Annotated in this window: 12 protein-coding genes; 4 read left to right on the top strand and 8 right to left on the bottom strand. The window is 59.6% G+C overall.

The genetic code is table 11. The annotated features are described in order from the left end of the window. Positions 1-14: 14 nt before the first annotated feature. The 7 genes from baeR to yegD form a co-directional block, all read right to left on the bottom strand. Positions 15-737 carry a two-component system response regulator BaeR gene (gene baeR, locus LOC22_RS02730; protein WP_015572364.1) on the bottom strand — a complete coding sequence of 241 codons (723 nt, stop codon included), beginning with the start codon at positions 735-737 and terminating at the stop codon, positions 15-17. After that, the gene (gene baeS / locus LOC22_RS02725; RefSeq protein WP_096205024.1) at positions 734-2137 is read right to left on the bottom strand and encodes a two-component system sensor histidine kinase BaeS; all 1404 of its coding nucleotides are present in this window, start codon (positions 2135-2137) and stop codon (positions 734-736) included. The genes baeR and baeS overlap by 4 nt, the downstream gene beginning before the upstream one ends. Then, positions 2134-3549 carry an MFS transporter gene (locus LOC22_RS02720; protein WP_045328806.1) on the bottom strand — a complete coding sequence of 472 codons (1416 nt, stop codon included), beginning with the start codon at positions 3547-3549 and terminating at the stop codon, positions 2134-2136. The genes baeS and LOC22_RS02720 overlap by 4 nt, the downstream gene beginning before the upstream one ends. Beyond that, positions 3550-6627, bottom strand: a complete 3078-nt coding sequence (gene mdtC, locus LOC22_RS02715; protein ID WP_045357020.1) for a multidrug efflux RND transporter permease subunit MdtC — start codon at positions 6625-6627, stop codon at positions 3550-3552. Continuing rightward, positions 6628-9750, bottom strand: a complete 3123-nt coding sequence (locus LOC22_RS02710) for an MdtB/MuxB family multidrug efflux RND transporter permease subunit (RefSeq protein WP_017383264.1) — start codon at positions 9748-9750, stop codon at positions 6628-6630. It abuts the gene before it with no gap. After that, positions 9750-10952 carry an MdtA/MuxA family multidrug efflux RND transporter periplasmic adaptor subunit gene (locus LOC22_RS02705; protein WP_230239335.1) on the bottom strand — a complete coding sequence of 401 codons (1203 nt, stop codon included), beginning with the start codon at positions 10950-10952 and terminating at the stop codon, positions 9750-9752. Before LOC22_RS02705 ends, LOC22_RS02710 begins: the two co-directional genes overlap by 1 nt. A 215-nt stretch (positions 10953-11167) precedes the next feature. Continuing rightward, a complete protein-coding gene (gene yegD / locus LOC22_RS02700) occupies positions 11168-12520 on the bottom strand; it encodes a molecular chaperone (protein ID WP_040117858.1) in 1353 nt (450 codons plus the stop codon). 130 nt (positions 12521-12650) lie between these two features. On the opposite strand from yegD, the gene alkA reads away from it, so the two are divergent. Next, on the top strand, positions 12651-13523 hold the full coding sequence (alkA, locus tag LOC22_RS02695; RefSeq protein ID WP_163358652.1) for a DNA-3-methyladenine glycosylase 2: 873 nt from the start codon (positions 12651-12653) through the stop codon (positions 13521-13523). Here the strand turns inward: alkA and LOC22_RS02690 are convergent. Next, positions 13488-16817: a diguanylate cyclase gene (locus LOC22_RS02690; protein ID WP_230239334.1), complete on the bottom strand. Its 3330-nt coding sequence runs from the start codon at positions 16815-16817 to the stop codon at positions 13488-13490. The two genes, alkA and LOC22_RS02690, sit on opposite strands and share 36 nt — an antisense overlap. 342 nt (positions 16818-17159) lie before the next feature. On the opposite strand from LOC22_RS02690, the gene udk reads away from it, so the two are divergent. The 3 genes from udk (at position 17160) to asmA (ending at position 20348) form a co-directional block, all read left to right on the top strand. Next, on the top strand, positions 17160-17801 hold the full coding sequence (gene udk, locus LOC22_RS02685; RefSeq protein WP_000130320.1) for a uridine kinase: 642 nt from the start codon (positions 17160-17162) through the stop codon (positions 17799-17801). A gap of 91 nt (positions 17802-17892) precedes the next feature. After that, on the top strand, positions 17893-18474 hold the full coding sequence (gene dcd / locus LOC22_RS02680; RefSeq protein ID WP_006811250.1) for a dCTP deaminase: 582 nt from the start codon (positions 17893-17895) through the stop codon (positions 18472-18474). 23 nt (positions 18475-18497) lie between these two features. Continuing rightward, positions 18498-20348: an outer membrane assembly protein AsmA gene (asmA, locus tag LOC22_RS02675; RefSeq protein ID WP_032654208.1), complete on the top strand. Its 1851-nt coding sequence runs from the start codon at positions 18498-18500 to the stop codon at positions 20346-20348. The last annotated feature ends 37 nt before the right edge of the window (positions 20349-20385 follow it).

The following is a 20385-nucleotide window of genomic DNA, read 5'->3' as shown; positions in this document are numbered from 1 at the left end:
CGTTAAAGCAAATATTAAGCAATCCTGCACGCATCCGCTTCCCAGCGATAACCCACGCCGTACACCGCGCGAATAAACGACTGGTCGGCGTCCAGTGCCTCCAGCTTGCGGCGCAGGTTTTTGATGTGACTGTCGATGGTGCGGTCGGTCACTACGCGGTAATCGTCATAAAGATGGTTGAGCAGCTGCTCGCGGGAAAACACTTTTCCCGGCTCGTGGGAGAGCGTTTTCAGCAGGCGGAACTCCGCTGGGGTAAGATCCAATAGTTTGCTGCGCCAGCTCGCCTGGAAGCGGCTTTCGTCGACGATCAGCGGGCTTTGCGCATCCAGCACCTGCAATTCACGCTGTGGCTTACAGCGGCGGAGGATGGTTTTCACCCGAGCGACCACCTCCCGCGGGCTGTAAGGCTTGCAGATGTAATCGTCGGCGCCGATTTCGAGCCCCAGCAGACGGTCGATCTCTTCGATTTTGGCCGTCACCATCACGATGGGCACATCGGAGAAACGACGAATTTCCCGGCACAGGGTCAGGCCGTCGGTACCCGGCAGCATCAGATCCAGCAGGATCAGATCCGGCGGCGTCTGGCGCACGTAGGGCAGCACCTGGTCGCCGTGGCTGATAAGCGTTGGCGCGTAACTTGCGGCACGCAGATAGTCGATCAGCAGTTGCCCAAGTTTAGGCTCGTCTTCCACGATCAAAATACGCGGTGTGTTGTCGTCAATCGGTAACTCGGTCATGCTTCCCTCGATAAATCCCGTTCCAGAGGTAACTCTACTGTAATGCTAACCCCGCCAAAAGGCGAATGGGCGGCGCGGATGGTGCCGCCGTGGGCCTCCACAATGTTAACGCAAATCGCCAGCCCAAGGCCGGAACCGCCGCTGGCGCGGTTGCGTGAACCTTCGGTGCGATAGAAGCGCTCGAACAGTTTTTCCAGCTGCGCATCCTTCACGCCAGGGGCAGAGTCCGCAAAGTTCAGGGCAAAGCGCCCGTTTTCCTGCCTGCCGGAGATATGCAGCGCGCCGCCGCCGTCGGTGTAGCGGAGGCTGTTCTCCAGCAAATTATTGAACAGCTGCATCAGGCGATCTCTGTCGCCAAATACCACCGCGCTGTCCGGCAGCGAGAGGTTGATTTTCAGGTCACGGCTGGCGAAGCGCTCGCGGAATGCGCCGGTCACGACTTCAAGGATATTGATCACGTCGACTGGGGCTTTCTGGTAGGCCAGGGCGCCTTCGTCGGACATGGAAAGCTGATGCAGATCGTCCACCAGTTTGGTCAGCGTGCCGACTTCCGCCTGAAGCGAGGCCACGGACTCGGGGGTGAACTGCCGCACGCCGTCCTGAATCGCCTCCAGCTCGCCGCGCAGCACCGCCAGCGGGGTGCGCAGCTCGTGCGAAATGTCGGCCATAAAATCGCGGCGCATCTGCTGGTTTTTTTCCAGCGTGCTGGCGAGCTGGTTGAAGTCCTGCGCCAGCTTGCCCAGTTCATCCTGGCTGCGGGTGTCCACGCGGGTCGAGAAATCACCCGCCGCCAGCTTGTGCGTGCCTTCCACCAGGCGCTTAACCGGCGCCAGCAGGCCGCGCGCCAGCGGGAAGGTGGCGAGCGCCGCAAGCAGGGTAGAAAGCGCGACAATCAGCCAGCTGGTCTGACGCTGCTGGCGGTCAAAGTTGATGTCGGTGTTGCGCGTCAGCCGCTCGACCGGCGAGGCGATAACCCAGCCCACCGTGGCGCCGTTCGAGGTGATGGCGCGCTTTGTACCGTCCGGCGGTACCGGAGAGCGTGGTCCAACGAGCACGCGCATCTCCTGATCAATCACCCAGAACTGGGTGCGCCAGCCGTGCGGCGGCATGCCCGGCCCCGGGCGGTCGTCGTCATTATCGTGCTCCAGCGAGCGCAGGATTTGAAACACAAAGCGATCGTTATTGCGCAGAAAACGCCAGTTACCGTGCAGGCTATACTGTTCGCCCAGCGCGTCGCTTAAGCCCTGTAGTCGCTGTTCGTTACCGTGCTTAATGTAGTCAATAAAGCCGCGCTCAAAGCTGACCCGCACCGCCCAGTGCATGGTAATCAGCAGGACGATACAGGTGGCGAAAATCGCCACAAAAAGCTTACCGGTGATGCCCGGACGCCAGAATTTCATGGTGCACTCCTTTTGCCGCGTCGGATCACGACGTTTTTGGTCGTGTCATTCGGTACTCTGGCAAAGATAAAAGCGGGCAGGGCGATAATTACCGCCATGCTGAGGTAAGTGTATAAAAAGACCTGATGCGCGACGGGGGTGTCGGCGCTGAGATGGTGCTGACCGTACATGCCGAGCAGCAATCCGGCGACCGTGACCCCCACGCTCATGGAGAGCTGCATGATCATCGACAGCAGGCTGTTACCGCTGCTCGCCAGCTCGTCCGGCAGATCTTTCAGCGTCAGGGTGTTCATCGACGAGAAGCGCATGGAGTTGATGATCCCCTGGCAGAACAGCACCAGCGGCAGGATGTAGTACCAGCCCAGCAGCGCCACGGCCATAAACAGCAGGCAGACCAGCGCCAGCCCGATCGTGGCGGCCACCAGCACCCGGCGATAGCCGAAGCGGTTCACCACCTGCACCACAATACGCTTCATCCCCATGCTGCCGAGCACCATCGGGATCATCATCAGCCCGGCGTGGAACGGCGAGAAGCCCATCCCAATCTGTAAAAATACCGGCGTCATAAACGGCAACATGCCGCTGCCGATGCGTCCGGCAAAGCTGCCGAAGAGACCAAGACGGTAGGTGGGATTCCTGAACAGATTCAGGCTGAACAGCGCGTTAGCGTTGCCTCTGGCATGCCACAGATACCAGAGAATCGCGGTGATCCCCAGCGCCACCAGCAGGGCGAGCGACAGGGAGGAGATCCCCAGCCCTTTTTGCCCGTCGAGGGCCAGGGTGAGCGTCGCCATGCCAGCCGCCAGCAGGATAAAGCCAACGAAATCAAAGCGCCGGGTCTGCATTTTATAGTTCGGCATCAGCGTCAGGGTGGCAATCGCGCCGATAATACCGACCGGCAGGTTGATCAGGAAGATCCAGTGCCAGGAGGCATACTCCACCAGAATACCACCCAGCGCCGGACCAAGCAGCGGGCCGACCTGACCGGGCAAGGTGACGAAGGTCATCGCCGCCATATACTGCGCGCGCGGAACAATTTTCATCACCGTTAAACGCCCGACGGGTACCATCATCGCGCCGCCGACGCCCTGTAGCACGCGCGCCATCACCAGCTGGTCGAGGGTATTGGCCTGGGCGCAAAACAGCGACCCGGTGGTAAACAGCACAATGGCGGTGAAGAAGATGTTTCGCACACCGACTTTATCCGCCAGCCAGCCGCTGGCGGGCAGCATCACGGCGACCGTCAGCACGTAGGCGACAATCACCATATGCATGTGCAGCGGGCTCTCCCCCAGGCTTTTCGCCATCGAGGGAAGGGCGGTGTTCACGATGGTCGTGTCCAGCGACTGCATAAAGAAGCCGAACGCGACGATCCACAATTGCCAGCGAACGTTACTGGGTAGGTCGGTCATTTACTCGGTCACCGTGGTTCTCTTTTTACGCGAAAAACGCAGCCGCAGGCGGTCAAAGAACAGATAGACTACCGGCGTGGTGTAGAGCGTCAGCAGCTGGCTCATCACCAGGCCGCCGACAATCGTGATCCCCAGCGGCTGGCGCAGTTCCGAGCCGTCACCGCCGGATATGACCAGCGGTAGCGCACCGAACAGCGCGGCCAGCGTGGTCATCATGATCGGGCGAAAACGCAGCAGACAGGCCTGGAATATCGCCTCGTCCGGCGTCAGGTTGCCGTTACGCTGGGCGTCCAGGGCAAAGTCGACCATCATAATCGCGTTTTTCTTCACAATACCTATTAATAGCATGATCCCGATGAGCGCGATTAGGCTGAACGGGGCACCGAACAGCTCCAGCGCCAGCAGCGCCCCCACGCCCGCAGAGGGAAGCGTGGAGAGAATGGTCAACGGGTGCACATAGCTTTCGTACAGCACGCCCAGCACGATATAAACCGTGGCAATAGCCGCCAGGATCAAAATGACCTGCGAGTTCATGGTGTCCTGGAACACCTGCGCCGTACCGGCAAAGCTGCCGCGCACGGAGGAGGGCACCCCGAGCTGGGTCATGGCGCGGTTGATGGCGTCGCTGGCCTCAGACAGCGACGAGCCGGTTGGCAGGTTAAACGACACGGTCGAGGCGGCGGAAAGCCCCTGGTGGTTCACCGACAGCGGCGCGTTCGACGGCTGCCAGCTGGCGAAGTACGACAGCGGGATCGCCTTGCCGTCATTATTGATCACAAACATCTTGTCCAGCGCGCTGATGTCCTGGGTGTAGCGCGGATCAACTTCCATCACCACCTTGTACTGGTTCATCGGCTGATAGATGGTGGAGACTTCACGCTGCCCGAAGGCGTTGTTAAGCAGGCTGTTGGCCGCTTCAACGTTAATGCCCAGGCGGGACATGGTTTCGCGATCGTAGGTGAGCGCCATCTCGGCGCCGTTATTCTGGCTGTCGGAGTTCACGTCCGCCAGCTGCGGCAGCGCGGCCAGCGCTTTACGGATCTTCGGCTCCCACTCGCGCAGGGCGGCTAAGTCATCCGAGAGCAGGGTGTACTGATAGCTGGCGTTAGCCTGTCGTCCGCCGACGCGAATATCCTGAACGGCCATCAAAAACAGATTTGCCCCCGGCTCTTTGGCGAGCTTCAGCCGCAGGCGGTCAATGATCTGCTGCGCCGTTTCGTGACGTTCACCGCGCGGCTTAAGGGTAATAAACATCATCCCGCTGTTAACGCGCGAACCACCGGTAAAGCCGGTGACGTTATCCACGGCCGGATCTTCCCGGATGATTTTCATAAAGTCTTGCAGTTTGCCCCGCATCGCCTGGAACGAAATACTCTGGTCCGCCTGAATACCGCCCATCAGCACGCCGGTATCCTGCTCCGGGAAGAAGGTTTTCGGGATGGTGATATACATCCAGACGTTGAGCACAATGGTGCCGATCAGCACCAGCCCGACAAGACGCGTGTGGTTCAGCACCCATTTCAGCGATTTGCCATAGCCGGACTGCATTGCTATCAGGACGCGGCCAAAGCCTTTCCTGCGCGGCTGCGAGTGCGGTTGGCTGCGCTTTAGCATCCAGCCGCACATCATCGGCGTCAGCGTCAGCGAAATCACCAGGGAGATACCGATGGCGACGGAAAGCGTGACGGCAAATTCGCGCAGCAGTCGCCCCGGCAGGCCGCCCATCAGCAGCAGCGGCAGGAACACCGCCACCAGCGACAGGCTCATGGACAGGACCGTGAAGCCCACTTCGCGCGTCCCCTGAAGCGCCGCCTGGAGCGGCTTCATGCCCGCTTCCAGATGGCGCGAGATATTCTCCAGCACCACGATGGCGTCATCCACTACAAACCCGGTGGCAATCGTCAGCGCCATCAGCGACAGGTTGTTAAGACTAAACCCGCACAGGTACATGGCGGCAAAGGTGCCTATCAGCGATACCGGAACCGCCACCGCCGGGATCAGCGTGGCGCGCCCCGAGCGCAGGAACAGGAACACCACCAGGATCACCAGCGCGACGGAGATGATCAGCGTTTGCTCTACCTCCTCAAGCGAGGCGCGAATGGTAGGGGAGCGGTCCTGCGCAATCTGGAGGTCGATGGCCGCCGGAATCGTTTCCTGGAGCTCCGGCAGGCGCGCGCGGATGCTGTTCACCGTCTGGATAATGTTGGCTTCCGGCAGTTTGCGGATCATCAGCAAAATCGCCGGTTTGGCGTTAGTCATCCCGGCGTTACGCACGTCCTGCACCGAATCGGTGACGCTGGCGACGTCGCTCAGGCGCACCGCCGCACCGTTGTTGTAGTGAATAATCAACGGCTGATACTCGGCGGCGGTTTTCAGCTCGTCGTTGGTCTGGATCTGCCAGCGGTGGCTGTTGTCCTCAATCGCGCCCTGCGGCTTACGCACGTTGGCGTTGCTGATGGCGGAACGCACGTCGTCCAGCGACACGCCCTGGTTAAACAGCGCCTGCGGATTCAGCCCCACGCGCACGGCGGGCAGGGAGCTGCCGCCGACGTCCACGTCGCCCACGCCGTCAATCTGGGCGATGGTTTGCGCCAGTTGGGTGGAGGCAAAATCGTACAGCTCGCCCTGGGAGTAGGTCTCTGACGTGAGCGTCAGGATCATGATCGGCGCGTCGGACGGGTTAGCCTTGCGGTAGGTTGGACGGCTCGGCATGCCGCTTGGCAGCAGGCTTTGGGCGGCGTTTATCGCGGCCTGCACGTCACGCGCCGCGCCGTTGATGTCCCGGTCGAAGTTAAATTCCAGAATGATGCGCGTGCTGCCCAGCGAACTGCTGGAGGTCATCTCGTTAACCCCGGCAATTCGCCCAAGCGAGCGCTCAAGCGGCGTCGCCACCGATGACGCCATGGTTTCCGGCGAGGCACCCGGCAGCGAGGCGCTGACCATGATCACCGGGAAATCGACCTGCGGCAGCGGGGCCACCGGCAGCAGCCGGAAGCCCAGCACGCCGCACAGGGTAATAGCGACGGAGAGTAAAATCGTCGCCACCGGACGGTAAATGAAGAGGGCGAAAAACTTCACTTACGCCTCCTCTTCACGTTTCGGGAAGCGGCTTTTCGTCCACAGGGCCAGACGGTCAAACAGCAGGTAGATAACCGGCGTGGTAAACAGCGTCAGCACCTGGCTCACCAGCAGGCCGCCCACCATCCCGATGCCCAGCGGACGGCGCAGTTCGGCCCCCACGCCGGTGCTCAGCATCAGCGGCAGCGCGCCCAGCAGGGCGGCGAGGGTGGTCATCAGGATCGGACGAAAACGCAGCAGACAGGCCTGGTAAATGGCCTCGCGCGGCGCCATACCCTGCTCGCGCTCGGCGGCCAGCGCAAAGTCGATCATCATGATGGCGTTTTTCTTCACAATGCCGATAAGCAGGATGATGCCGATGATCGCAATGACGTCCAGCTCGCTCCCCGCCAGCATCAGCGCCAGCAACGCCCCCACGCCCGCTGTCGGCAGGGTGGAGAGGATGGTGATCGGATGGATAAAGCTTTCATACAGCACGCCAAGCACGATATACATCGCCACCACCGCCGCGACAATCAGCCAGACGGTGCTGCCCAGCGCGGCCTGGAACGCCAGCGTACTGCCCTGGAACTGGGTCTGAATATCGGACGGGAAGCTGAGTTCTTTCTCCGCGCCCAGAATGGCCTCCACCGCTTCGCCCAGGGAATACCCGTCCGGCACGTTGAACGAAATGGTGGTGGACGGGAACTGATCGAGATGGTTAATCGACAGTGGGGTGTGGCGCTCTTCCACGCTGGCAATGGCGCTGAGCGGCACAATCCCGCCGTCTTTGCTGGTCAGGCGCACCGTGTCCAGCGCGGCCAGCCCGGGCGTGTTTTCGGTGTTATGTTCCAGCACCACGCGATACTGGTTGGCCTGGGTATAGATGGTGGAGATCAGGCGCTGGCCAAAGGCGTTATACAGGGCGTTATCCACGTCGGACATGGTAATGCCCAGACGGCTGGCGGTGTCGCGGTTGACGTTCACGTACGCCGCCAGCCCTTTATCCTGCCAGTCGCTGCTGACGTCAGAAACCTGCGGCAGTGCTTTCAGCTTGTCCACCAGCTGCGGCACCCAGGTGCTCAGTGCCTCAAGCGAGGTGGCCTGGAGCGTAAACTGGTACTGCGTGCGGCTCACCTGCGTATCAATGGTTAAATCCTGGATCGGTTGCAGATACAGCTCAATGCCCGGCACGCGCGCCACCGCGCTTTGCAGGCGTTCAATCACCGCGTTAACGCGATCGTCGCGGTCATCGAGCGGTTTAAGGTTAATTTGCAGGCGCGCGCTGTTGAGCGACGGGTTGGTGCCGTCCACGCCCACGTAGGCAGTCAGGCTTTCCACCGCCGGATCTTTCATGATGATCTCAGACACCTGCTGCTGGCGCTGCGCCATGTTGGCGAAGGAGACCGTCTGCGGCGCCTGAAGCGTGCCCTGAATAATGCCGTTGTCCTGAATCGGGAAGAAGCCTTTCGGAATGAAAATCCACAGCATGACGCTGAGCGCCAGGGTGCCGAGCGCCACGCCGAGCGTCGCCCACGGATGGTTCAGGACTTTCGCCAGCACGCGGCCGTAGGCGGCAATAATGCGCTCGAACATCCGCTCGGAGGCGCGCGAGAAGCGGTTTTGCTTGCGCAAGGACTCGTGGCTCAGCATGCGGGCGCACATCATCGGCGTCAGCGTCAGCGACACCACGGCAGAGATCAGAATGGCGACCGCCAGCGTCACGGCAAACTCGCGGAACAGCCGCCCGACGATATCGCCCATAAACAGCAGCGGGATCAGCACCGCAATCAGCGAGAAGGTGAGCGAGATAATGGTAAAGCCGATCTCCCCCGCGCCCTTCAGCGCGGCGGCTAACGGCTTTTCACCTTTTTCGATATAGCGCGAGATGTTCTCGATTACCACGATGGCGTCGTCCACCACAAACCCGGTGGCGATGGTGAGCGCCATCAGCGTCAGGTTGTTAATCGAGAAGTCGAGGAACACCATCACCGCGAACGTTCCGACCAGCGAGAGCGGCACGGCGACGGCGGGAATGATGGTTGCCGGGACGTTGCGCAGGAACAGGTAGATGATCATCACCACCAGCGCAATCGCCAGCATCAGCTCGAACTGGGTGTCGGTCACTGACGCGCGAATATTCGTGGTGCGGTCAGAGAGCACTTTCACGCTGACCGATTTTGGCAGGCTTTCCACCAGCTGCGGCAGCATGGTGCGAATGCTGTCGGCGGTATCAATGATGTTCGCGCCCGGCTGGCGCTGAACGTTCATGACAATCGCCTGCTGCTTATTGGCCCACGCCCCGAGCCAGCTGTTTTCCGCGCCTTGTTCAACGGTTGCCACGTCGCCCAAACGGATCGGCGCGCCGTTCTGGTAGGCAATGATCAGCTGACGGTACTCATCGGCGGACTGCATCTGGTCGTTGGCGGAGAGCGTGACCGCGCGGGTCGGGCCGTCCAGCGAACCCTTCGCTGAGTTGACGTTGGCGCTGCTGATGGCGGTGCGAATGGTTTCGCTGGTTAACCCCAGCGCGGCAATGGCCTGGGCATTCAGTTTGACGCGCACGGCGGGGCGTTGACCGCCCGCCAGCGTCACCAGCCCCACGCCGGTCACCTGCGAAATCTTCTGCGCCACGCGGGTTTCAACCATGTCTTCGACCTGGGTCATCGGCATGGCGGAGGAGGTGACGGCAAGGGTCATGATCGGCGGATCCGCCGGGTTGACCTTGCTGTAAACAGGTGGATTCGGCAGGTCAGACGGCAGCAGGTTAGTGGCGGCGTTAATCGCGGCCTGCACCTCCTGCTCAGCGACGTCCAGCGACAGCGTGAGCTGGAACTGAAGCGTGACGACCGAAGCGCCACCGGAGCTCTGGGACGACATTTGCTTCAGGCCAGACATCTGGCCAAACTGTCGCTCCAGCGGGGCGGTGATGGCGGACGTCACCACATCCGGACTGGCGCCCGGATAGAGGGTGACAACCTGAATGGTCGGGTAGTCCACTTCCGGCAGCGCCGACACGGGCAGAAAACGGTAGCCAATGATCCCGGCCAGCAGGATCGCCACCATCAGCAGGGTCGTCGCAACCGGACGTAAGATAAACAGGCGTGATGGCCCACCTGTAGAGCTCGGCGGCATCACCTGCATCAGGCTTTTGCTCCTGTATCCTGCGCTTCCACCACCTCGACCTGCGCCCCTTCGGTCAGACGGTCAATACCGTCGGTCACGACGCGGTCGCCAGCGGACAGCCCGGCGCTGATCACCACCGTCTGGCTGTCCTGGATGCCGGTTTTCACCAGGTGTTTGCTGACCTTGTTTTCGCTGTTCAGCACCCAGACAAAGTTGCCTTCACTGCCCATTTGCAGGGCCGCCGTCGGGATCACTACCGCGTTTTCTTCGGTCGCGACCAGCATTCGCGCGTTGACGAACTGATTCGGGAACAGGGCATCATCCTGATTGTTGAAGCGTGCTTTTAGCTTAATGGTGCCGGTGGTGGTGTCGATCTGGTTATCCAGGCTCAACAGCGAACCTTCGCTCAGCTTCTGCTTGTTGGTGCGATCCCAGGCTTCAACCACCAGCGCTTTTCCGGCCTTCTGCGCCTGTATCACCGTCGCAATGTCGCTTTCCGGCAGGGTAAAGACGAGATCGATAGGATGCGTCTGGGTGATCACCACGATGCCCGTGGTATCGCCGCTGGAGATTTGGTTCCCGATATCAACCTGTTTCAGGCCCACGCGGCCGTCAATCGGCGCGGTGATCCGGCTCCAGTCGAGCTGGAGCTGGGCGCTGGCGACCGCGGCTTCGTCGGCCTTGATGGTGCCCTGAGATTCACTGACCAGAGACTGCTGGGTGTCCAGCTCCTGGCGCGACACGAGGTTGGTTTTTACCAGCTGCTGATAGCGGGTTAAATCGCGGCGGGCATTGGCGAGGGTAGCTTTGTCTTTCGCGAGCTGCCCCTGCGCCTGCGCCAGGGCCACCTTAAACTGGCTTGGATCGATTTCCGCCAGCAGATCGCCGGCTTTTACCTGCTGACCTTCCTGGAAATGGATGGCCATCAACTGACCGTCCACGCGGCTACGTACCGTCACGGTGTTGGCGGCGGTGATGGTTCCCAGCCCGGAGAGATAACGAGGCACCGCTTTATTCACCGCCGTTGCCGCCTGCACCGGTGCCAGCGCACCGCCGCGCATACCGTGGCGCCCGCCGCCCGTTGGGCGTTGTGAGGAGCTATTAGCGCCAGCAGGTGCCGTGGAATTCGCGGACTGGCTGTGCCAGTACCAGGCGGCGGCCAGGACCACCACAATCAGACCAACGGCGATTGCCCAGCGGGATTTGTTACTGCCTTTCATCGTTATACGTTCTCATCCTGAAACTCTTTCGGGGAATGATACTAGTTTAGTCAGCTAACACAGCGGAAAAATGGAGGAAATATGGAAGACTGTCGGGAATTGTCTGAGTGTGGCGCGCTGTTTCGCCTTCGCCGGGTGGCGCTGCGCTTACCCGGCCTACGGTTGGAAGATCTTGTAGGCCGGGTAAGGCGAAGCCGCCACCCGGCATAACCCCATTAGCTAAACACCACCTGCGCCCAGCGCGCCAGCCCTGCCGTAACGGAGCCAAAGTCATCGCCGCCGGCAATCGGGATCCCCGGCAGCTGTTCCGCCAGCGCTTTCTTGATCAGCGGCGAACGGGCGCTACCGCCAGTCAGGTAAATTACGTCCGGCTTCACTTTGCCGTTCTCAAGCGCCAGTTGCACCTGCTCCAGAATACGCTGAAGCGGCTGAGTCAGCGCCATTTCCAGCCCTTCCTGGGTGATAGCCGTAGCCAGATCGTCACTGATAAACGGCAGCGAAACCGCATGCTCTGGACGATCGGAAAGGGCAATTTTGCTCTCTTCGGCGGTGCGCACCACGCGGTAGCTCAGGCGCTGACGCCACACCTTATACAGAAGTGCGACCTTCTCTGCATCCTGCGCATCACGCACCAGATCGTTGAGGAAACGGCCATTCGCGGTGCTGTAAAAATCACTCTGGGCAGGGACGTCGTTGATGGCAATCGCGTTCCACCACGGCAGGATCGGCAGGGCGATGCCTTTCTCGGTTTGACCGCCCATACCGAGCAGCGGCATCAGGCTCTTGAAGGCCAGGGCAATATCAAGATCGTTACCGCCCACGCGGCAGCCGCTGTGCCCCAGCAGACTATTTTCACGATCGCGACGGTGATGCCACTGGGGACCCATCAGCAGTAATGAACAGTCCGTCGTACCGCCGCCGATGTCCACCACCAGCACCCGTTTCTCTTCCGTCAGCGTGGCTTCAAAATCCAGCCCCGCCGCAACCGGCTCATACTGGAACACCACGTCACGGAAGCCTGCCCGGTGCGCTGCACGCTCAAGGATCCCCTGCGCCTGCTGGTTGGCTTCGTCGCCGCCCAGCCCCTGAAAGTTAATCGGACGGCCAATCACCGCCTGGGTGATGGCATCCGGCACCTGGGACTGCGCCTGATTGCGGATGTGCAGCATCATCGCGCAGACCAGATCTTCAAACATCGCCACCTGCTGCGGCTTCAGGCCGCTGGCGCCGAGGAAGGATTTCGGCGATTTAACGAAGTAGACCTCTTCCGGGTCTTCAATGTACTGCCCGAGGGAAGAGAGGCCGAACTGCACGCTGGACGGGGTAACGTCGATATCTTCCTCGCGGTTAAAGCTGACCGCACGGCGCAGCAGCGCCTGGGTCTCCGCCGCCGTGGCCGGAACCTGATGGTGGCGGAACAGCCACTCGCTCACCGCTTCACGCGTGGGCGCACAAAGCATTGACGGCAACAGCGTACTGCCGTTTTCCATTTTCAGGAGCTGCGGTTGTCCGTTTTGCATTATCGCAACCGAGCAGTTTGCGGTGCCGTAGTCGAATCCAATAAACACAATAAATCCCCATGCCGGTGAGAAGGGGCGAGACTTTAGCGAAATGTCTGCCAGGCGACAACAGGAATATGAAAGCAAGGCGCAAGGCGATCTTTCGGTTTATGCTGAGGTAAATACAAAAGGAGAGACGATGTACACCCTGAACTGGCAACCGCCCTACGACTGGTCGTGGATGTTTGGCTTTCTTGCCGCGCGTGCGGTCACGGGGGTTGAGACCGTTACGGAGGATTACTACGAGCGCAGTTTTGGCTATGCCGGGCACCAGGGCGTTTTCCGGGTTACGCCAGACAGCGCAACCCCTACGCTGGCGGTGTCGCTCAGCCCTGGCCTGATCCCGGTGGCGGATATCTGCCTCGACCGCATCTCCCGCCTGTTTGACCTCGATTGCGACCCGCTGCACATTGCGCAGACTCTCGGCGAGCTCGGCGCGGCGCGGCCGGGCTTACGTTTGCCCGGCGCGATGGATGCATACGAGCAGGGCGTGCGCGCCATTCTCGGGCAACTGGTGAGCGTGGCGATGGCGGCAAAACTGGTGTCACGGGTGGTGGCGCTGTGCGGTGAACCCATTGAGGATGCGCCGGGCTATCTCTGCTTTCCTCCGCCAGAGGTGCTGGCCGCGGCAGATCCGCTGGCGTTGAAAGCCCTCGGGATGCCGCTCAGGCGTGCGGAGTCGTTGATTCATCTGGCGCAGTCGGTGGTGGACGGTGAATTCCCGCTGTTCCCGCCTGCGAACGTTGAGGCCGGGATGAAGGCGCTACAGCAGCGCCCCGGCATCGGGCGCTGGACCGCGAATTATCTGGCCCTGCGCGGCTGGCAGGCGAAGGATGTTTTCCTGCCGGATGACTATCTGATTAAACAGCGCTTTGCCGGTATGACGCCCGCGCAGATCCGTCGCTATGCCGAACGCTGGCAGCCGTGGCGCTCGTATGCGCTGTTACATATCTGGTACACCGACGGCTGGTCGCCGTCAGTTGATGGCGAAATAGCTGGTATTCAGCAGTAGATCAAGCGGCTGCGCTTCCCCGATGGTGTCGCCGTAAATAAAATCAACGCCGATGCCCGACAGCGTATCCATCATGATCGACTGATGGCATGGCCCGGCAATGGTTTTTATGCCCAGACGCTGGGCGTGGCCCTGAATGATTGTCACCATCATCTCATCCATCAGATTGCCGTGGACGTTGGTCACCATGTCTGTATCCAGCAGCAGATAATCGGCGGTGTTGGCGCTGAGCTGGCTGAAGACGTTCATATCGCGTCCGACCCGGGTCAGCACCACGCGACAGCCGGCCTGACGAAGCTTTTGCAGACCCTGCTGCACGTTTTCATCCGTATTGCTCAGCACATCAACGGCGATCGCCAGATGCAGCAGCCGCGCCGGCAGCGGACCTCTGGTGATCAGGTCGAGCAGCTCATCCACCAGCGTGACGCTGGCTAAACCCGCTTCTGAGAGCGGCAGCGCGACGCCCATTCCTTTGGCCGCCACCTGTGCGGCATAGGTACGGAAAAATTCGCTGAATATCCGTCGGTCCAGGGCGTGCAGCAGCTCCGGCTCCGCCAGCCCGGCGCGGAAGGCATGCTCTTCCAGCACTTCCCCCTGGCTGGTCCACAGCCGCAAGGAAATCAGCCAGAAGCTACTGCTCTCGGGAATGCGCGGCGAGGCGACGCTGCGGGCGATCATCAGCAGATGGTTATCTTTAATCATGTGCCACTGCTCGTCCAGCGACATCATGCTGCGCGTGCTGTGGATCCGCTCCTGCTGGGGTTCGTAGACGGTGACCACGCCGCGCCCGCTGTTTTTCGAGGCGTAGCAGGCGATATCGGCCTGAGACATCACTTCCGCAGCCTGGTAATTGGTGTCGTCAATCAGCGTAATCCCCGCGCTGGCGCCAATGCGGTGCAGGCGTCCTTCCCAGGAAAAATGATAGTTGTTGATGGCGTCGATCAACCGGCCCGCAATATAGCGTGCGCTTTCGACGTTGCAGTCCGGCAGCAGCAGGCCAAACTCGTCGCCGCCCAGACGCGCCAGCACGTCGCTGGAGCGCAGCATGGTCAGCATTAGCGAAGAGAGTTCGCGCAGGAGAGCGTCGCCCGCCGCGTGGCCTGCCGTATCGTTCACCGCCTTGAAACGGTCAAGATCGATAAAGACCAGCGCGTGACGCTGATGGGTCTCCTGTACCGTCTGCAACAGGCGCTTAAGGTGGTTTTCAAAGCTGACGCGGTTCGCCAGGTGGGTAAGGGCGTCATGGGAAGCGCTGTAGCTCAGCTGGCGCAGCATTTTGCGCGACTCGGTGACGTCCTGAATCACCAGCACCGAGCCGATGGTGTGCCCTTCCAGAGTGCTGAGGGGGGTAATGCTGTAATGAATGTCGAAACTGCCGCCATTGCGGCAGTTAAGCACCACATCCTGTTCGATATCGGTACGGGACATATCGCCGCTGTGGATGTTTTCCATTAACGGACCGTTCTCGCCGAAGGTAATGTGCAGCACCTTCAGAACGGGCTGACCCAGCGCTTCGCTTTGCGACCAGCCGCTCATCTTCTCGGCGACCGGGTTCATAAAGGTGATGTTCATGTCGATGTCGGTACACAGCACCGCTTCGCCGATGGAGTCGAGGGTGATATGCAGGCGCTCTTTTTCCTGGAACAGCGCCTCGTTCAGCTGCTTCACCTCGGTCATATCCATGTTGATCCCTAACAGCCGCTCCACTTCGCCCTGTTTGTTCAGCACCCGGTTCGCCAGCGAACGAATGTGGCGAATGCCATCCTTGACGCGAATGCGAAATTCCAGCTTGAAAGGTACCCTGGCCTGGAGTGACTCACGCAGGACCTGTTCGGCGTGCGTACGATCTTCAGGCACCATGGCCGCATGCCAGAGCTGCCAGGTGGGTTTAATGTGCGAGGGGATCTCGTACAGCTCAAACATCCGTTTATCCCAGCTGATTACGTCCGGCTCGAGATCCCACTCCCAAATCCCGATTCCGCCGGCTTCGTTAGCGAGAGTGATACGCTCCATCAGACGCTTATTCACCCACTCGGTCTGTTTCAGATCGTTGATGTCTTCAATCTGGGCAATAAAGTAGAGCGGGGTGCCGTCGGCATGGCGCACAACGGAGACGGCCAGCAGCGCCCACACCACCTCGCCGCTGCGGGTGTAGTAGCGTTTTTCGAGGGTGTAGGTGTTGATCTCGCCGTGAATCAGCTGTTGCAACTGTTCCAGGTCGGTATTTAAATCTTCCGGCCAGGTTAACTGCTGGAACGTGAGCGACTGAAGCTCAGACTGGCTGTAACCGAGGAAATTGCACAGAGCCTTGTTGGCCTGGAGCCACTGGCCCTCAATGCCCACCAGCGCCATACCAATCGCGGAATACTCCATCGCATTGCGAAAACGTTCTTCGCTTTCCGTAATATGTTTACGCTCGGCCCGGAAGGCATACATCACCATCGTCATAATGTTGGCGGGGAGCAGCATCATCAGGAAGGGGAGCCACGGCGCGTTGAAGGTGACGATCATGGTGGAGGGCGTCATGGAGAGCGGATTTCGCGCCATCATCAGGGACACCATCATGATGGTGAATAAAAATATCAGGAACGCTTCCATACGCGGCAGACGGACCGCGCTCCACATCAGTAGAACGATAATGCAGGTGAATGGCCACGGCAGCCAGGTGATTGCCGTCCAGCTAAGAACCAGCGTGACGACCAGGGTCACCAGCGTTTCCAGCAGCAGTTTCGGGTTGCGGTGGCGCAGCAGGTAATGCGGCTTAAACAGCAGACCTAACGGCACCAGCGCCAGTGCGCCAATGGCTTCTGAAAGTACCCAGACAAGGAAATTACGCAGCGGCTCCGCGCTCGGCACCAGAAAATGAACCAGAACGCCCCCCACCAGCGGCGGCACCAGGGCACTGCCGAGGGCAAGCCGGACCCAGTCGTTGAGGTTTTGCAGCGGGTTATACCAGGGGAGCAGCTTACGCAGTAACAGCGCGCCAACCGTGGCCTCAATGATATTGATCGCCGTGTAGGTGATGTTGATCGATGCCCATGAGAAGAGCATCCACGAGGCAAAAATATTGCCAAAGGAGCAGGCGAGCGCAATGCCGGGCCACATTTTTCCCGCATGGCGGTAAAACGCCACCATCATAATTGAAGTCGGGAACCATAGTGGCGCCAGCAGCGTACCGAAGCGAGTCAGCTCGAGGGAAAATAAGGTGAAGATGAACGTGACCAGACCCAGACAGACAAGCCGCAGTAAAGGATGTGGGGTAGTAACCAAAACCCGCTGGTATTGTTTATTCATTACCGCTCTATCCAGGGACGCCATGTTGTCAGGAGCCAGGTCCGGACGCGTGAAATTAATAATTTGGTTTATGCTAGTACAAACATTTTACAATTCATATGCTGAGTGGTCAGATTTTGACTTCATAGACTTATAAAATAGTTACTCTGCGAAGAAGGGTAATGAAATGGCGAAAAACCGCGCGTAAAAATTTCGCTAAAGGCGTGAAACGGCGCTTTTCAGCCCGCCTCGCATAACCTGCGCATTCGACTGGTATCACGCCCCCGAAATCCCTATAATTGCCGCGTTTGACGCTCCGGCGTCGTCCTTCCTTACATCCAGGTTAATCAGGTCGCTAAATTTATGACTGATAAGTCTCATCAGTGCGTCATCATAGGCATCGCCGGCGCATCGGCTTCAGGTAAAAGTCTTATTGCCAGTACGCTTTATCGCGAACTGCGTGAACAAGTGGGTGATGAGCATATCGGTGTTATTCCCGAAGATAGCTATTACAAAGATCAATCCCATCTTTCGATGGAAGAGCGCGTAAAAACCAACTACGACCACCCCAGTGCGATGGATCACAGCCTGCTGTTCCAGCATCTGGAAGCGCTGAAGCGCGGCGAGGCGATTGAGCTGCCCGTCTACAGCTACGTGGAACATACCCGCACCCAGGAAACGATCCGTATCGAGCCCAAGAAGGTGATTATCCTTGAAGGGATTTTGCTGCTCACCGACGCCCGTCTGCGCGAATCTATGAACTTCTCGATTTTCGTCGACACTCCGCTGGATATCTGCCTGATGCGGCGTATTAAACGCGACGTTAACGAACGCGGCCGCTCCATGGACTCCGTGATGGCGCAATATCAGAAAACCGTTCGCCCGATGTTCCTGCAATTTATTGAGCCTTCGAAACAATACGCCGATATTATCGTGCCTCGCGGCGGTAAAAACCGTATTGCCATTGATATCTTAAAAGCGAAAATCAGTCAGTTTTTTGAATAAGCCGTGTGAATTGTGTACCGTTCAGAGATAACCTGGTTTTGCCCTGACGCCGTAAGGCTTCAGGGCGCGATGCACGAAAGGAGAAAGTGCCATGCGTCTTTGTGACCGCGATATAGAAGCCTGGCTGGATGAAGGCCGCCTGTCTATCACCCCGCGTCCGCCGGTTGAGCGTATTAACGGCGTGACCGTCGATGTGCGTCTGGGGAATAAATTCCGCACCTTCAGCGGCCACACGGCACCGTTTATCGACCTCAGCGGGCCGAAAGACGAAGTCAGTGCGGCGCTGGATCGCGTCATGAGCGACGAAATCGTCATCGAAGAAGGAGAGGCGTTTTATCTCCATCCTGGCGAACTGGCGCTGGCGGTGACCTTTGAATCGGTCACGCTGCCTGCGGACCTGGTCGGCTGGCTTGACGGACGCTCTTCCCTGGCGCGTCTGGGCCTGATGGTGCACGTCACCGCGCACCGTATCGATCCGGGCTGGTCTGGCCGTATCGTGCTGGAGTTCTTTAACGCCGGTAAACTGCCGCTGGCGCTTCGTCCGGGAATGATGATTGGTGCGTTGAGCTTTGAACCGCTGACCGGCCCGGCAGACCGTCCTTATAACCGCCGTCAGGACGCAAAATATCGCGACCAGCAGGGTGCGGTTGCCAGTCGTATCGATAAAGACTGATCTGTGAGTTCACTGAGGAAGCCATGAGAAGAGTTCTGACAACGCTGATGATTTTGCTGGTGGTGCTGGTGGCTGGCCTTTCAGCGTTGGTGCTGCTGGTTAACCCGAATGACTTCCGGGCCTACATGGTGCGGCAGGTGGAAGCGCGCAGCGGGTATGAACTCAAGCTGGACGGGCCGCTGCGCTGGCACGTCTGGCCTCAGCTCAGCATTCTCTCCGGACGTATGTCCCTCACCGCGCCGGGTGCCGCGCAGCCGCTGGTCACGGCGGATAACATGCGTCTTGATGTCGCGCTCATCCCGCTCTTATCCCATCAGCTCCAGGTTGAACAGGTGATGCTGAAAGGGGCGGTGATTCAGCTTACGCCGCAAACCGAAGCCGTTCGTCAGGCGGATGCTCCGGTCGCACCGCGTGAAAACACCTTGCCTGACGTCCCGTCTGACACCGGCTGGTCGTTCGATATTGGTAATCTGAAAGTTGCCGACAGCGTGCTGGTTTTCCAGCATGAAGATGACGAACAGATCACCGTACGCAATATCAACCTCAGGATGGAGCAGGATGCCAACCATCACGCCACCATGGAGTTCTCCGGGCGGATCAACCGCAATCAGCGCGATCTCAACCTGTCGATGAACGCGAACGTGAACGCCTCTGATTATCCGCACCAGCTGACTGCGGACGTTCAGCAGCTTAACTGGCAGCTGACCGGCGCGGATTTACCCGCGAAGGGGATTGCCGGCCAGGGCACGATGCAGGCGGTGTGGCATGAAGAGCGCAAACAGCTCGAACTGAACGCGCTCAACCTCCAGGCCAACGACAGTGCCCTGAAGGGGCAGGCGAGCGTCACGCTTGATGAGAAACCTAAGTGGGTGCTGGATCTGCAATTCGACAAGCTGAACCTCGAGAACCTGCTTCCGCCCCAACCGGTGAACGCGACCGATGAGGGAGCCACGCAGGTGGGGCAAAGCCAGGTCACGCAGTCGCGTCCGGTGATCTCCTCAAATCTCGATCAGCCTGACTACAACGGCCTGCGCGGATTTACCGCCGACATTCTGCTGAAAGCGAACAGCGTGCGCTGGCGTGGGATTGATTTTACTGACGTCAGCAGCCAGATGTTCAACCACAACGGCCTGCTGGTCATCTCCGAGCTCAGCGGAAAAATGGGAGCAGGGAACCTCTCCCTGCCGGGCACGCTGGATGTACGCAAAGACGTTGCCAGCGCCGCGTTCCAGCCGCGTCTGGAAAACGTTGAGATTGGCACCATCCTGAAAGCCTTTAATTACCCGATTGCCCTCACGGGGCAGCTGTCGCTGGCAGGGGATTTCTCTGGTACGAAGATTGATGCGGACGCCTTCCGTCGTAGCTGGCAGGGGCAGGCGCACGTTGAGCTGAAAGATTCGCGCATGGAAGGGCTGAACTTCCAGCAACTGGTGCAGCAGGCGGTAGAGCGCAGCAGCAGCGTGAAAGCGAATGAAAACTACGACAGCGCAACCCGTCTGGACAGCTTTACCAGCGAGCTTGCCCTCGATAACGGTCAGCTCTCGCTTGACGACATGCAGGGGACTTCGTCACTGCTGGCGCTGACCGGAACCGGCGCGCTGGATCTGGTGAAAGAGACGGCAGACACCCGCTTCAACGTCCGCGTGAAGGCTGGCTGGGAAGGCGAAGGCCAGCTTGTGGAGTTCCTGAAAGAGACGCCGATACCGCTGCGCGTGTACGGAAAATGGCAGGAGTTGAATTACAGTTTGCAGGTCGATCAGATCCTGCGGAAGCACCTTCAGGATGAAGCGAAACGTCGGCTGAATGACTGGGCGGACCGCAATAAAGAGTCTCAGTCAGGTAAGGACGTGAAAAAGCTGCTCGATAAGCTGTGATGCCTGTTGTGCCGGGTGGCGGCTTTGCCTTACCCGG

This window comes from Enterobacter sp. AN-K1 (assembly GCF_020971765.1).
Taxonomy (GTDB): Bacteria; Pseudomonadota; Gammaproteobacteria; order Enterobacterales; family Enterobacteriaceae; genus Enterobacter; species Enterobacter hormaechei_C.
The sequence above is the reverse complement of the archived record's forward strand: the minus strand, read 5'-3'. Positions and strand labels throughout refer to the sequence as shown.

Coding starts and splice junctions, on each gene's coding strand:
- LOC22_RS02705 (WP_230239335.1), bottom strand. CDS start 10,952: ATGAAAGGCAGTAACAAATCCCGCTGGGCAATCGCCGTTGGTCTGATT.
- asmA (WP_032654208.1), top strand. CDS start 18,498: ATGAGAAGAGTTCTGACAACGCTGATGATTTTGCTGGTGGTGCTGGTG.
- alkA (WP_163358652.1), top strand. CDS start 12,651: ATGTACACCCTGAACTGGCAACCGCCCTACGACTGGTCGTGGATGTTT.
- LOC22_RS02720 (WP_045328806.1), bottom strand. CDS start 3,549: ATGACCGACCTACCCAGTAACGTTCGCTGGCAATTGTGGATCGTCGCG.
- baeS (WP_096205024.1), bottom strand. CDS start 2,137: ATGAAATTCTGGCGTCCGGGCATCACCGGTAAGCTTTTTGTGGCGATT.
- LOC22_RS02690 (WP_230239334.1), bottom strand. CDS start 16,817: ATGAATAAACAATACCAGCGGGTTTTGGTTACTACCCCACATCCTTTA.
- dcd (WP_006811250.1), top strand. CDS start 17,893: ATGCGTCTTTGTGACCGCGATATAGAAGCCTGGCTGGATGAAGGCCGC.
- udk (WP_000130320.1), top strand. CDS start 17,160: ATGACTGATAAGTCTCATCAGTGCGTCATCATAGGCATCGCCGGCGCA.
- baeR (WP_015572364.1), bottom strand. CDS start 737: ATGACCGAGTTACCGATTGACGACAACACACCGCGTATTTTGATCGTG.
- LOC22_RS02710 (WP_017383264.1), bottom strand. CDS start 9,750: ATGCAGGTGATGCCGCCGAGCTCTACAGGTGGGCCATCACGCCTGTTT.